Here is a 14,619-nt window from a genome sequence, read left to right as displayed (position 1 = left end):
CAACTCGCTGGCGCACACAACGATGATACTTTTGTAAGCCGATCCCATGACGGGCAGTGGCAATGCCAGCGCCCGTCATGATTCATTGCGGTGCCGTCGCCGTTCCCACCAACCCCAACCGATTGGCGATATCGCTGGTGAGCCGATCGACCCCTGCCGCCAGGGCATTCACTTGCGCGACATATCCCGCCTGCTCAAGCGGTACCTGGTACTGAAACGGATAGCCGCCCTGCAGGCCGCCGTGCGCATCCAACAGCAGCCACTCCCCTGCCACCTGTGCGACCCCGGTGTAGTGACCGTTAAACTGGGTAAACCGAACCTGTACCCTTGGCGCGTTCATGGTTTCCAGTGCCGGCGTCAATTCCGTGGGCCAATATCGGGTTTGCTTTCGGCGCAAGTCTAGATTGATCCGTCGCGTCAGCTGCTGCTGAATACTCTCCGCCCAAAGGTTTTGCTGGGCCTGCACCACTTCGGCGTCACTTAACTGATAGACCAGTCCGTTACCTGACAGATGCGCAGCCATTTCAACCGGGCGAACCACCAGAATCGGCCGCCCGACCGGCTGCTGCAATGCTGCAGGTGATCCGGTCACCGGCAGAATATAAGTGCTGCTTACGGCGGTCGGCTCACTGCTGCACCCCACCAGCAGTAACAGCACACCTATCCCCCATCCCCAAATCCGTTGCTGCATCATTGTTGTCCCTCAAACTGTTTCCGTCCCACCGGGATCGGATCTTTGGCCTTTTCTCCGGAGAAAATCAGCGAGTTCGGTTTGTCATTTATTTGCCTAAGTACCGGCTGCAGTTCCGCCATCACCTGCTCAAAACGCTGGATCGCCTGCTCCAGATTACGATACGGCACGCCATCCGGCCCCAACCCGTTCAGCGTACTTTGGATCTGCTGTAGGCTCTCACGGATCTCCCCCGGGATGGCCTGGGTTTCTTTCCTGGCCAGGAGAAGCGCCAGTTCATTCGCCATTTTTTCCGTGGCCTGTAGCGTTCGCTGCGACGCCCGGAGACTCCGGTTCAGAGTCAGCAAGGTATCTTCAACCGGCATCTCGTTGACCTTATTCAATACCGCACTGATTTGTTTCTGAATTTCAGCAAAACCGCCCGCTTTGGTCGGAAAAATATCGTATTTTCCGTAGCGCTGCATGTTCGGCATCACTTCGTCCGGATGAATTTCCATATCCACCAGTAAGGCCCCGGTCAGCAGATTCCCTGTTTTCAGCGATGCCCTGAGCCCGGCTTGAAACTCCTGCTCCAGCTGCGCTTTGATCCGAGCCAGCTGGCCCGGCTCCAGTGTCGGGTAAACCCGGCCCAGCTCAATCCGGACCAGCACCGGAATTTGCTTATGACTAAACCCTTCCAGGGCTCTGGGCATCTCCAGCGGCACCTGCCTGACGGTACCAATCTGTATCCCGCGGTATTCAACCGGCGCCCCGGCAGACAAACCGCGAACCGACTCATCAAACAGCAACACATATTCCAGATACTCATCGAAAAAGCGCTCCCGGGCCTCTTTGAGATTGTCATACAGTCTGAATCGGGTCATATCCTCCGAGATTAGTTTGCCCGGATCGTTGCCCCGCGGCACCCTGAAACTCACCCCCCCGGTGATCAAGGATTCAATCGAGCCGATTTTCAGGTTAAACCCTTCGGCGGACATTTGCAGATCAACACCTGAGGTCAGCCAAAAGCGGGTTCGTTTACGGATCAGGCTGTTGTAAGGCTCAAAGATAAACAGCTGATAATTGGCTCGTTTCTGCTTGGCATCAAAAGTGGCTTTTTCCACCCGGCCCACGGTAAATCCCTCATATAACACCGGATCGCCGACGCCCAGTTTCCCGGCCTCATTGTGATACAGCACCAGTCGCAATCCTTTGGCATCCGGCGGCGCGACCGGCGGGACATCCAGTACAGTGAACGATGTTTCTTTCGAGTCGCTGACCCCGGGCTGAAGCTGAATGTAAGCACCGGAGAGCAGGGTATCCAAACCGGAAATCCCTTCTTTGCCTATCCGCGGTTTCACGACCCAAAACAGCGTGTCGTCTTTGAGCATCCGCTCCGCATCTTTTTCCAGCTGGGCCGTGGCCACAATCGCCGTATAGTCCTTGTTGAGCCGCACGTCCGTGATCACCCCCACCCGAACATTCAGCGCCCGGATTTCGGTTTTCCCGGCTTCGATCCCCTCAGCGGTATTAAGCATCAGGGTCACTTCCGGACCTTTGCTGACCATATATTGCACCAGCATCCAGATCCCGATCGCCAACGCGATCGCGGGAACCAGCCAAATTGTCGACACTTGTCTGAGCGCCTTGACCTGCGCCTGATCCGGCGCTGTTTCATCACTCATGCAGCTTCTCTTCTTGTTGGGTTAATGTGGTTGTCGCGTTTGCCTCGTGCTCCGCAGGCTGGCTCTCAATCCAGAACACTCGCGGATCGAAGGTGATCGCCGACAACATGGTCAAAATCACCACACTCGCAAACGACAGCGCGGCCGGACCGGGAAAAATCGCCATCAGGTTTTGCAACTGCACCAGCGCCACCAAAATCGCGACCACGAAAATATCAATCATCGACCAGCGGCCAATCAGTTCCGTGATCCGGTAAAGTTTGAGCTGCAAAATCGCCTGGCGCTGGCTGCCGACCTGCTGCGCATTCACATACAGCCAGCCCAGCGCCAGCATTTTCGCCAGCGGGATCACAATGCTGGCCAGAAAAATCACCCCGGCAATTGGATAGGAGCCCAGTTGCCACAGCAAAATCACCCCGCCCATGATGGTCGACCCTTCTTCTTTGCCGAGGCTGACGGTGATCATCATGGCATAGAGGTTCGCGGGCACAAAAAATATCACGGCGGCAATCAACAAGGCCCAGGAACGCTGCAGGCTTTGCTTGGGATTAAACGGATGCAGACGGCCATGGCAACGCACACAACGGGGATGACTCCCCGGCTCCGGCAGCGGATTGAGCTGCGCACAACAGTGGCAACTGACGTGATTAATTGAATGATGGCAATCGCCGGGGGAGATACCGCCAACCGGCATCATGGGTTCCAGTTGCAACCACAGCCAGGTGCGATCCACCATCGACACGCATTTCACCACCAGCAGGGTGTAAATACAGAACGCCCAAAACGACATCCCGAGCCCGACATCCGCCAGTGACGAAATCTTAATCAAACTGACCAGGACCCCAATCAGGAACACATCCACCATCAGCCAGGGCTCAGCCACCGACATCATCCGACACAGTCGCTTCTGAAATGCCGTCACCGGCCGGACATCAATGCCCTGATAGCGCCGTCCGGCCAGCCTGTAGAGATACAACACGGTAGAGAGATACCAGGCCGGCAGGATCACCACCGTCAGCAACAACAGGGCGGCCAACAGGCTGTTGCGAAACTGACTGAGCATTTCTGCGGCATGCAGCAAGGTAATCTCCTGGCTGATCCCCTGCACACTGAACGACATAAACGGAAAACTGACACTGAGGATCAACATGATCAAACTGGCAATCCCATAGGCCAACGGCCGCTGGAACGGCAAGGTGATATGTTTGGCCAGCAAATGTCCGCATCGCGGACACAGCGCCTTCTGCCCGCCGGCCAGCAGCGGCAGCACGGTGACCAGGCCGCACTCTTCACAACCGACCAGGACATCCGGGGAGGATTGTTCACTCATACTTTGCCTTCATCTCATCACGTCCCATCCCGCGTCAAACGATCTAAGTATAGGTAAGGTCTGTAAAAAGCGAGGATAACACCAGGGTAAAGATGAGACGGCCCTGAGGCGAAGAGGGCATTCAAACGGCAATAAAAAACCTCCCGGCGGGAGGTGAATTCAAGCAAGATAAAGTGAACGTCTAGTTACTACAAAGCTCAAATGAGCAAATTGACTGATGGATGGATCACAGCGCCATCAAGTGAAGCCGCGCGGCTCGGATAACCTGACCTGCGCAGCTCCAATCAATGGGTCGTCCTCAATAAGAGTATAGTGAACATTATCAATCCCACACAGTTTGCATGGAATTCAACCATCCACCCTCAGTTGCATCAAACCGCCAGCGCTGCATGCGCCCGATCCGTTTTCGCGGCGCAAATGTAGTCATTTTTGTGTAGCCCCTTAATGGAATGGCTCCACCAACAGACCGTCACCTTGCCCCACTCCAACGTAATCGTGGGATGGTGAAATTCCGCTTCGGCCAGCTCGGCCACCTTGTCAGCAAAAGCCCAGGCCTGTTTGAAGTTCTTAAAGGTATACACCCGCTCCAACTGATCGATCCCCTCCCGCGAAAGCACTTCCCACGCCGGAATACTCTTCGCCAGCTCAACCCGCTCATCCGCAGTTACCAATGGCGCGTCAATTTGGCAAGCTTCGCATTTCAATTCATGTAAATCAGACATAGTCTCCCACAACCTCCTTATCTTTCGGTGGAAACATCGGCTTATGTAAGCCTAATTCAATCGCTTGATGAACCATACTCATAATGTCCTGATGCGCCAGTTCATACAGTTGTTCAATCTCATCCAAGACAAAATAGATCGGTTGCATGATGTCGATCCGGTACGGGGTCCGCATAATATCGACCGGATCAAACGGCCGGTAAATCGGCTTCTCACCCGACACCGCATATTCCGTCTCGCCCGGTGACGATAAGATCCCGCCGCCATAGATACGCAGATCATCCCCTCGGCGCAACAACCCAAACTCAACGGTAAACCAGTACAAGCGCGCTAAATACACCCGCTCCTGCTTGGTCGCGGCATAGCCCAGGCGACCATAGGTATTTGTAAATTCAGCAAATGCCGGATTGGTCAGCATGGCACAATGACCGAAAATTTCATGGAAAAAGTCCGGCTCCTGCAAATAATCGAACTCTTCCCGACGGCGTAAGAAAGTCGCCACCGGAAACTGCTTATTTGCCAACAGGTTGAAAAACCGATCGAAATCAATCAACGCCGGAACCCGGGCACACTCCCACCCGGTCGCTTGGCGCAATACCCGGCTGATCTCTTCCAGTTGCGGCACGCGATCCCGCGGCAGATCGAGTAGCTTGAGCCCGGCGATATATTCGTCACACGCCCGACCTTGAATACAGCTCAGCTGCCGGCTGACCAGATCATGCCAGATTTGATCTTCCTGGGGATCCCAGTGAATAAAGCCGTTTTCATCAGGCTTTTTGGATACATACTTTGTGGCTACACCCATAAACGAACCTGCTTCTTGTCGTGTTTTATGACCCGACGTCCCTGTGGATTTATATGAACTTCTTCCGTCTTCATTAAGGTTAGGTGTTTTACCGGTCCGAATGGAACCCGATGATAAGAATCGTAAAAACGGTCGATGTAACAATATTTTTACATCAGCCAAAAGTTTACCCCTGCGCGACCCCTGTAGCGATCCAGGGGGAAATCGGCCTCAATATCACCTTGTGAATGAGCCAGTTATGTAAAACTTTCGGCACAGAAAACGGCTGAAAAAATACCGGTTTCAAGTTGCTTGTTCCGTCTGGCTCAGCCAGATTTAGTACATTGAGTAACAAACCATTAACCTTAAGGATGAAGCGATGCGGCACTGGTTTCAGTTTCCAATCATTGAGGGAAAGGCTTCCCGACAGGCGCACTGTGATCTCCCGGACGGGACCTTTGAACGTGAATGCGGCAAGGAAGGCTTCTTCGGCCCGGCCAGCCACATGTATCACGCCAATCCGCCAACCGGCTGGGTGAGCTGGGACGGACCGCTCCGTCCGCGCGCGATCGACACCAACAAGCTTGAGCAATCCGGCCATACACCATGGGATGCCTCGCTGCTGCTGCATAACCGCAATGTGAAGTTCCGGGTCTGGAATTGCCGGACGTCGATGGATCACCTGGTCCGCAACGGCGACGGGGATGAAGTGCTGTTTGTCCATCAGGGCAGCGGCCACCTCTACTGTGACTACGGCCACCTGACGTTCCGCGACGGCGACTATATTGTCCTACCCCGTGCCACCAGCTGGCGCATCGACGTGGACGAGCCGGTGACCCTGCTGCTGATTGAGGCCACCAACAGTGGCTATCAGATGGCAGAGCGGGGGCTGGTTGGCCAGCATGCCGTCTATGATCCGGCGGTGCTCGAGCATGCCCGTATTGACGCAGCGTTTCTGGCGCAGCAAAGCAGCGACCAGCAATGGCAAGTGATCCTGAAAGCGAGAGATCAGCTCAATACCATCACCTACCCGTTCAACCCGCTCGATGCCCAGGGTTGGAAAGGTAACCTCACGGTGTTCAAGCTGAACTGGCGGGATATTCGCCCGCTGATGAGCCACCGCTATCACCTGCCGCCGTCAGCACACACCACGTTTGTCGCCGAAGGCTTTGTGATCTGCACTTTCGTGCCCCGGCCGATCGAAAGCGATCCCGGTGCGCTCAAGGTGCCGTTCTATCACAACAATGATGACTACGATGAAGTGCTGTTCTACCACCGGGGCAATTTCTTCAGCCGGGACAACATCGAAGCCGGGATGATCACCCATCACCCGTGCGGCTTTTCCCATGGCCCGCACCCGAAAGCATTGGCGGCCAGCATGGACAGTCCGAAGAAAGAAACCGACGAGGTTGCCGTCATGATCGACACCCGCTGGCCGCTGGATCTCGCGGAATTACCTGAAGGTGTTGAAAATCAAGACTATGTTTATTCATGGTTGAACAAAAAATAAGTCACGCTCTGGCGTCTCGAAATACGGATATTTACCTCTGCAATTAAAGGAGTTGCGTGTGAAACTAGCTTCCCTAAACCATGGCCGCGACGGACAACTGATTGTTGTGTCCCGAGATTTGACCCAAGCCGCCCATGCCCATGACATCGCCCCGACCTTACAGTTTGCCCTCGATAACTGGGATCAGGTTGAAGCGGATCTCCAGCATCTGTATCGCAATCTCAATGACGGCGTGGCGCAGGATGTGTTCCCGTTTAACCCGGCGTTGTGCGCCTCTCCCCTGCCCCGTGCCTATCAGTGGGCTGACGGCAGTGCCTATGTCAATCACGTTGAGCTGGTCCGCAAAGCCCGCGGCGCGGAAATGCCGGAAAGCTTCTGGACCGATCCGCTGATGTATCAGGGCATGTCCGACGGTTTTCTGGCCCCTTGCCAGGATATTGAAATGGCGGATGAACACTGGGGCATCGACTTTGAAGGCGAGATCGCCGTGATTACCGACGATATCAACATGGGCACCCGCACCGAGGAAGTGCACGGCCATATCAAGCTGCTGATGCTGGTCAACGATGTGTCCCTGCGTAACCTGATCCCGGCAGAGCTGGGCAAAGGCTTCGGATTCTTTCAGTCCAAGCCGGCCTCGGCCTTCTCACCTGTCGCCGTCACCCCGGATGAGCTGGGTGAGCACTGGCACGATTTCAAGGTCCATCACCGCCTGACAGTCCACTACAACGACGAACTGTTCGGCCAGCCCCATGCCGGGACCGATATGACCTTCAACTTTGCCGAATTGGTGCAGCATGTCGCCAAAAGCCGCCACCTCTGTGCCGGGACGATCATTGGCTCCGGAACGGTGTCAAACAAAGACCGCAGCAGCGGCTCATGCTGCCTGGCTGAGCGCCGGATGCTGGAAGTGATTGACCACGGCTCAGCCTCCACCCCGTTCATGCAATTCGGCGATACCGTCAAAATCGAAATGTTCGATGAGACCGGGCAATCCATCTTTGGGGCGATTGAGCAAAAAGTCGTGCGCTATGAGCACCGCTACCACGACGAAGATCTCAACCATCACAAGCCGATGTAACCGGAGGTGCCATGGAGCTTTTTGATTACTTCCGCTCATCGGCCTCTTACCGGGTACGCATTGCGCTCAACCTCAAAGGGCTGGACTACGATCTGAACCCGGTCTCTTTACTGGCCAACGAGCAGCAGGCCGCCCGCTATACCTCGCTCAACCCCAGCGCCTTGGTGCCGGGGTTGCGCACCGAGCACGGGATGCTCGGTCAGTCGGTCGCCATCCTGGAATACCTGGAAGAGCAATATCCGGAACCTTCCATTTTGCCCGGCAGTGCCTGGGAAAAAGCCAAATGCCGCGAGCTGGCCCTGACCGTCGCCTGCGATATCCACCCGCTCAATAACTTGCGGGTGCTCAATTATCTCAGCCGCCAGCTCGGCGTCGAGCAAACGGAAAAAACAGTGTGGTACCACCACTGGCTCACCCTCGGGTTTCAGACGCTGGAATCCCTGCTTGAACCGCAGGATCACCCGTTTTGCTGCGGCGACCAGCCGACCCTGGCCGATATCTGCCTGATCCCGCAACTCTACAACGCCCGGCGGTTTGAGCTCGATTTGAGCCCTTTCCCGACATTGACCCGGATAGAGCAACAGTGCCAGCAACTGGAAGCGTTCCGCCGCGCCCATCCGGATGCGCAACCGTCCTAGCGTTTCTGGATATTGCGGAACAGATTGCACAACACCGGGACGATGTCCGGCTCTCACAGCCACCCGCCCAAACATGGTCCCTCCGGCAGGATCAATGAACACAGGATCAAACAGCACAAGGAGTGTGTGATGACAGCAAGCAATGAGGTAGAGATCATGGATATCCAGCGCGACTACCAGCCCCATCTGATGTGGATGCCGGAAAAAGATCGCATTCATGACAGCTTGTTATACCAGTTTATGGTCCGGCTCAGCGAACAGGAAAATACCCTGTTTCACGACTACAACCAGCTCCATCACTGGAGTGTTGAGCACAGCGACGCTTTCTGGGATGAAGTCTGGGATTTCTGTGGTGTGAAGGGCCACAAACAAGGCCCGACCACACATTGCCCGCCGCAGACACCGACCCCGGCCAAAGATACCCAGTGGTTTCCTCAGGCGACCCTTAACTTTGCCGAAAACCTGCTCAGTAACTGGGAGCGTCATGCGGCGGCCGATGCCCTGATTTTTCATTGTGAAGGTGACCCGGACCGTCGCCAGCATTTGAGCTGGCAACAGTTGTACTGGCAGACCTCGCAGTTTGCGGCCTACCTGTCCTCCCGGGGGATCAAGCAGGGCGATGTTATCGCCGCCTATACCCCGAACCTGCCCCAGACGATCGTCGCCATGCTGGCGGCTACCTCGCTGGGTGCTATCTGGACTTCAACGTCCCCCGACTTCGGCGTCGACAGCGTCGTCGAACGATTCGGCCAGACCGAGCCCAAGTTATTGATTTGCGCCGACGGGTATTTTTATAACGGCAAGATCCACAACAGCCTGGACAAAGTTGCGGCGATGCTGACGGAACTGCCGAGTGTCCGCGATCTGGTGATCATCCCTTACACCCAAACCGTGGATGAATTGACCGCTCAATCAACCGGACCCAAGCAGTCAGAGCCAACGCCTGAAAATGGCGAAACCGCTTACTGGCCGCAGATCCTGGAGTGCTTTGCGCCTCAGCCTTTGACATATACTCCGGTGCCATTCAATCACCCGCTGTATATCCTCTATTCATCCGGCACTACGGGGCAGCCGAAATGTATCGTGCACGGCACCGGCGGCACCCTACTGAACCACCTCAAAGAGCACCAGTTGCACAATAACATCAAGCCGGGCGATCGGCTGTTTTACTTCACCACCTGCGGCTGGATGATGTGGAACTGGATGGTCAGTGGCCTGGCGTCCGGGGCCGGGATGGTATTATATGAGGGCTCGCCCTTCTATCCCGACGGCAACGTGTTGTGGGATATGGCGGCAGAGGAATCGGTCACGTTATTCGGCACCTCCGCCAAATATCTCGAAGCGCTGGAAAAACAAGGCTATCAACCGGAAAAAAGCCACGCGCTGCCGACACTCAAGACTTTATGCTCCACCGGCTCGGTGCTGGCACCGGAGCAATTTGACTATGTTTACCGGTCGATCAAATCCGATCTGCAGCTGGCGTCCATTTCCGGCGGCACCGACATCTGCGGCTGTTTTGCCATCGGTAATCCGCTCAATCCCGTCTACCGCGGAGAATGTCAGGGCCGGGCGCTGGGCATGGATGTGCGGGTGTTTGACGAAGAAGGCCGCTCCCTGTTTCAGCAGCAAGGTGAGCTGGTGTGCTGTAACAGCTTCCCTAATCAGCCGGTCGGATTCTGGAACGACCCCGACGGCAACCGCTATCAGCATGCCTACTGGGATACTTTCCCCAATGTCTGGCACCACGGCGATTTTGTCACGCTGAGCGAAACCGGCGGGTTGATTTTCTTTGGCCGCTCCGACGCCGTGCTTAATCCGGGCGGGGTCCGGATCGGCACTGCGGAAATCTACCGTCAGGTCAATCCGCTGCCAGAAGTGATCGACTCCATTGTTATCGGCCAGAACTGGCACAACGATGTCCGGGTGGTGCTGTTTGTCCAGCTTACCGAGGGACAGGTTCTGGATGATGCCCTGAAACAAACCATTTGTCGGCAGATCCGGGAGCACTGCTCTCCCCGCCATGTGCCAGCGGTGATCCTGGCGGTGGATGACATTCCCCGCACCAAATCCGGCAAGCTGGTCGAGCTGGCGGTACGCAATGTGGTCCATCACCAATCGGTCAAAAATGTCGGCGCGCTGGCAAATCCGCAAGCATTAGAGGCGTTTAAGAATCGTCCGGAACTGCAAGACCACCCGAAATAATCCGGGTCGGGGCACTTCATCTCCGCCAAGGAGTGATATGATGGTCGGATCATGCAAACAGGAGAAGCAGAGCCCGCGATGAAGCGTATTCCGACCAACATTATCACCGGTTTTTTAGGTGCCGGAAAAACCACGGCCATTCTTTCCCTGCTGGCCCGCAAGCCTGAGGGGGAAAAATGGGCAATCCTGATCAACGAGTTCGGCAATGTTGGCGTGGATGGCGCCATCCTTGATCAGCAAGGCGCCATCGTCAAAGAAGTACCGGGCGGCTGCATGTGTTGTGTCGCCGGGCTGCCGATGTCGGTCGGCATCAACGCCCTGCTGGCGCAAAAACCGGATCGCCTGCTGCTGGAGCCAACCGGGCTCGGCCATCCGAAAGAAGTGATCGCCAAACTGACATCTGAGAGTTATCGCGATTACATCGATCTCAAAGCGACGATTACGCTGGTCGACCCACGTCACTTTTCCGATCCACAATATACCCAAAACCAGAACTTCCAGGATCAGCTGGCGCTAGCCGATGTCGTAGTGGCCAACAAGCTGGACGCCTGTAGCGATGCCGATTTAGCCGCATTTGAGACCTATCTCGCCGAATGTGAACCGGCTAAAACCGCGACCGGGAAAGTCGAGCAAGGTGCGCTGGATATTCGCTGGCTCGAGATTGAACGAACGGAACGCGAAGCGGCCCACAGCCATCACCACCATGCCAGTGACTCGGCCGAACCCCTGCCGGGATTGGAGCTGGCACCGGGGCAAGCCTTTATCCGCCGGGAAAACAACGGTCAGGGATACCGTAGCTGTGGCTGGTGTTTTGCCGCCGATCAGATCTTTGACTTTTCCCAACTGTTCAGCCTGTTTTCAAACCTCAATGCCCAACGGGTGAAAGCTGTGGTCAACACCGAGCGTGGCTGTTTTGCCTTCAACGTGGTCAATCAGGTGGTTTCGGTCAATGAGCTGACCCTGAACGGCTTCGAATCGCGGATTGAAGTGATCGACAGAGAGCCTCTGCCCTGGGATGAACTGGAGCAAATTCTGTGTTCGATCGCCAGTGCACAATCCTGAGTCTTGACGCCTCATTGTGTTCGACTTCATGCTATTAATGAGTATTGAAGACATAAAAATATCCAATCCATTGCAGCGTCATCGAAAATTTGTCCGGGGCTGCCTCAGCCCGGACGTCATTATAAGCAAGGAGCAAATATGCTAAACCCTGCTACTGCGAAAGCAGTCATTGATCATGCGTTATTCCTCGGGGCCGATTTTGCCGAACTCTTCGTCGAGCATCATCAGTCCAGCTCAGTCGAGCTGATTTCCGGCGATATCGACAAGGTCAATTCCGGTATCGACTTTGGTATCGGTGTCCGCCTGTTCTTCGGCCACAAAGTCCTGTACGGCTATACCAACAGTACCGACGAAGAAGAACTGAAACGCGTGACCAGCCTGCTGGCCGCCAAAGATAAACGCGATCAGATTGCCCAGGCCGGCGCATTAAACCTCAGCCGCTACACGGATCGCCACCAGTGTCAGCTACCGCTCACGCAAGGCGCCAACCTCGACGCCAAGATTGCTTTTCTGCGCGATACCGATCAGGCTGCGCGCGACGAAGATGAGAAGATCTCCCAGTTTATCGGTCGTATTCTGCAACGGGAGCAGCAAATCGAAATCTTCAACTCAACCGGGCTGCATATCGGCGATACCCGCCACTATACCCGCGTTGCCGCCACTGCGATTGCCCAAAACGGCAACGAGCAGTCAACCGGCTTTGAATCGCCGGGCGCGCTGACCGGCTGGGAATTCAATACCCGGCTGGATGCCCGCGAGCTGGGCCAGCAAGTTGCCAAACAGGCGATGGTGAAGCTGTATGCGGAACACTGCCCGTCAGGTGAAATGCCGGTGATTATCGGTAACGGCTTCGGCGGCGTGATCTTTCACGAAGCCTGTGGCCACTTGCTGGAGACCACTTCGGTGGCCAAGAAAGCCTCGGTGTTCCATGACAAGATGGGCGAAATGATTGCCAACCCGGTGGTCAGCGCTGTCGATGACGGCACCATGAACCACGAGTGGGGCTCAATCAACATCGATGACGAAGGCATGGAAACTCAGCGCACCCAACTGATTAAAGACGGTAAGCTGACCAGCTTCATGGTCGATCAGATGGGAGCGCGCAAAACCGGGTTTGCACCGACCGGCTCAGGCCGTCGTGAATCCTACAAATATGCGCCGACCTCGCGGATGCGCAATACCTTTATCGAACCGGGTGACAGCTCCCTCGATGCGATGATTGCCAGTGTCGAGCGCGGTATCTTTGCCAAGAAAATGGGCGGCGGCTCGGTCCAGCCGGGCACCGGCGAGTTTAACTTTGCCGTGCAGGAAGCCTATCTGGTCGAAAACGGCCAGATCACCAAACCACTCAAATCCGCCACCCTGATCAGCACCGGGCCGAAAGTGCTGAAAGAGATCAGCATGGTCGGTCAGGACTTCGCGCTGGCCGCCGGGATGTGCGGCTCGGTCAGTGGCTCAGTGCCGACCACCGTCGGTCAGCCCGCCCTGAAAGTCGATAACATTCTTGTCGGTGGAGGTAACTAATGGCCGATCAACAAACGCTTCAACACGCCATCGATCAGGTTCTGGATCGCGTGACCGCTGCCGGTGCCGACGCCGATGTGATTGCCAGCAGCAGCAACAACTTTTCCCTCAAAGCCAATGCCGGTGAGCTGGATGAGTACAAAGTGACCTCAGGCCAGGTGATTGGGGTTCGGGTGATCAAAGATCAACGGATTGCCACCAGCTATTCGGAATCGCTTGAGCCCGCCAGCCTGGACATGATGGTCGAGCAGGCACTGCAAAATGCCCGCTTTACCAAACCGGACGAGCACCAGACAATTCGCTGTCACGATAGCCAGCTGACCACCACCGCTGAGGAAATCTACCAGCAAGACGAGGCCAGCGTGGATGACAAGATCGCCCTCGCCCTGTCGCTGGAAAGCGGTGTCGTGGCCAAGCCGAATGCTTCGTCCGCGCCGTATAACGGCTTTGGCGAGTCCGACAGTCGGATTATTCTGGCCAATACCCGCGGGACGCTGTGTCAGCACCAGGAGCGTTCGACATACTGCTACGCCTACACTCTGTATGAGCAGGACGGCAAACAGTCGATGCACGGCGGCATGTCTTCCGGCCGTCGATTTGACGAACTGGACCCAGCCTACTGCATCAACCATGGTTACGAAACGGCCAAAGCCCTGCTGGATGGCGCGCCGATTGCCACCGGCAACTACCCGGTGATTTTTGACCTCAGTTGCCTGAGCAGCCTGTTTGGCGCATTTGGTATGTGCCTCTCCGGCCATGCGGCGATGAAAGGGATCAACCCGTGGCGAGATGCCTTACAAACCCAGGTTGCCAGCCCGCTGCTGACGATTTCAGATATTGCTTATCTTCAAGGCGGCTCCGCGATTAAAGCATTCGACAGCGAAGGGTATGCAACAACGGACACCATCCTCATCGGCGAAGGCCAGCTGCAAAGCCTGCTGCACAACAGCCATACCGCCAGCTTCTTCGGCATTGAGAACACCGCCAATGCATCGCGCTCGGCTAAGGGCGGTTTAGGCGTTTCCTCACGCCATACCGTGGTAGCGACCGGCGCCAGCTCTGAGGCAGAAATTACGTCGGGCGAATATCTGGAACTGGTGGAATTGCAGGGCGTACATTCCGGCGCAGATGCGGTCAGTGGCGACTTCTCCTTTGGTGCCAGCGGCTTCCTGTGCCGCGACGGCCAACGCATTCAGCCGGTCCGTGGCATCACAGTTGCCGGGAACTTCTACCAAATGCTGAAAGCAATCGACGCCGTCGGCGACACGCTGCAAAACGATTACGAGCGTGATTTCTTTGCGCCGAAAATCCGCTTTGCCAAGCTGAGCATTGCCGGGAAGTAACACGCCAACCTGACCCGCATCGCCTCTGTGTGGGTTTGGAAAGCTAAAAAAACGGCGAGCATCATGCT

Annotated in this window: 12 protein-coding genes; 7 read left to right on the top strand and 5 right to left on the bottom strand. The window is 55.9% G+C overall.

Translation table 11 applies throughout. From position 1 onward, the window contains the following. Positions 1 to 82: 82 nt before the first annotated feature. The 5 genes from NH461_RS16820 to phhA form a co-directional block, all read right to left on the bottom strand. On the bottom strand, positions 83 to 694 hold the full coding sequence (locus tag NH461_RS16820) for a membrane integrity-associated transporter subunit PqiC (protein ID WP_261603769.1): 612 nt from the start codon (positions 692 to 694) through the stop codon (positions 83 to 85). Beyond that, the gene (gene pqiB / locus NH461_RS16815) at positions 691 to 2,355 is read right to left on the bottom strand and encodes an intermembrane transport protein PqiB (RefSeq protein ID WP_261603768.1); all 1,665 of its coding nucleotides are present in this window, start codon (positions 2,353 to 2,355) and stop codon (positions 691 to 693) included. The genes NH461_RS16820 and pqiB overlap by 4 nt, the downstream gene beginning before the upstream one ends. Then, a complete protein-coding gene (locus tag NH461_RS16810; RefSeq protein ID WP_261603767.1) occupies positions 2,348 to 3,685 on the bottom strand; it encodes a paraquat-inducible protein A in 1,338 nt (445 codons plus the stop codon). Before NH461_RS16810 ends, pqiB begins: the two co-directional genes overlap by 8 nt. Positions 3,686 to 4,056: 371 nt before the next feature. Further along, on the bottom strand, positions 4,057 to 4,407 hold the full coding sequence (locus tag NH461_RS16805) for a 4a-hydroxytetrahydrobiopterin dehydratase (RefSeq protein ID WP_261603766.1): 351 nt from the start codon (positions 4,405 to 4,407) through the stop codon (positions 4,057 to 4,059). Then, positions 4,400 to 5,356 (bottom strand): phenylalanine 4-monooxygenase, encoded by a 957-nt coding sequence (gene phhA / locus NH461_RS16800; protein WP_261604639.1) that lies wholly within the window; start codon positions 5,354 to 5,356, stop codon positions 4,400 to 4,402. The genes NH461_RS16805 and phhA overlap by 8 nt, the downstream gene beginning before the upstream one ends. A 214-nt stretch (positions 5,357 to 5,570) precedes the next feature. Here phhA and NH461_RS16795 point away from each other — a divergent pair, with 214 nt between their 5' ends. From NH461_RS16795 to NH461_RS16765, 7 genes are all read left to right on the top strand, one after another. Continuing rightward, on the top strand, positions 5,571 to 6,701 hold the full coding sequence (locus tag NH461_RS16795) for a homogentisate 1,2-dioxygenase (RefSeq protein ID WP_261603765.1): 1,131 nt from the start codon (positions 5,571 to 5,573) through the stop codon (positions 6,699 to 6,701). A 58-nt stretch (positions 6,702 to 6,759) separates the two neighbouring features. Further along, entirely contained in the window at positions 6,760 to 7,782 is a 1,023-nt protein-coding gene (locus NH461_RS16790) for a fumarylacetoacetate hydrolase family protein (protein ID WP_261603764.1), read from the top strand. 11 nt (positions 7,783 to 7,793) lie between these two features. Continuing rightward, positions 7,794 to 8,420 (top strand): maleylacetoacetate isomerase, encoded by a 627-nt coding sequence (gene maiA / locus NH461_RS16785; RefSeq protein ID WP_261603763.1) that lies wholly within the window; start codon positions 7,794 to 7,796, stop codon positions 8,418 to 8,420. A gap of 129 nt (positions 8,421 to 8,549) precedes the next feature. Next, positions 8,550 to 10,622 (top strand): acetoacetate--CoA ligase, encoded by a 2,073-nt coding sequence (locus tag NH461_RS16780; RefSeq protein ID WP_261603762.1) that lies wholly within the window; start codon positions 8,550 to 8,552, stop codon positions 10,620 to 10,622. Between the two features lie 78 nt (positions 10,623 to 10,700). Continuing rightward, positions 10,701 to 11,684, top strand: coding sequence for a CobW family GTP-binding protein (locus tag NH461_RS16775; protein ID WP_261604638.1), 984 nt, complete (start codon positions 10,701 to 10,703; stop codon positions 11,682 to 11,684). Positions 11,685 to 11,822: 138 nt separating this feature from the next. Then, complete coding sequence (locus NH461_RS16770; RefSeq protein WP_261603761.1) at positions 11,823 to 13,208, top strand: TldD/PmbA family protein; 1,386 nt, start codon at positions 11,823 to 11,825, stop codon at positions 13,206 to 13,208. Continuing rightward, positions 13,208 to 14,551 carry a TldD/PmbA family protein gene (locus tag NH461_RS16765; RefSeq protein ID WP_261603760.1) on the top strand — a complete coding sequence of 448 codons (1,344 nt, stop codon included), beginning with the start codon at positions 13,208 to 13,210 and terminating at the stop codon, positions 14,549 to 14,551. The genes NH461_RS16770 and NH461_RS16765 overlap by 1 nt, the downstream gene beginning before the upstream one ends. The last annotated feature ends 68 nt before the right edge of the window (positions 14,552 to 14,619 follow it).

Source organism: Photobacterium sp. TY1-4 (assembly GCF_025398175.1).
In the GTDB taxonomy this organism is placed as follows: domain Bacteria; phylum Pseudomonadota; class Gammaproteobacteria; order Enterobacterales; family Vibrionaceae; genus Photobacterium.
This window is presented reverse-complemented; position numbering and strand designations above follow the sequence as displayed.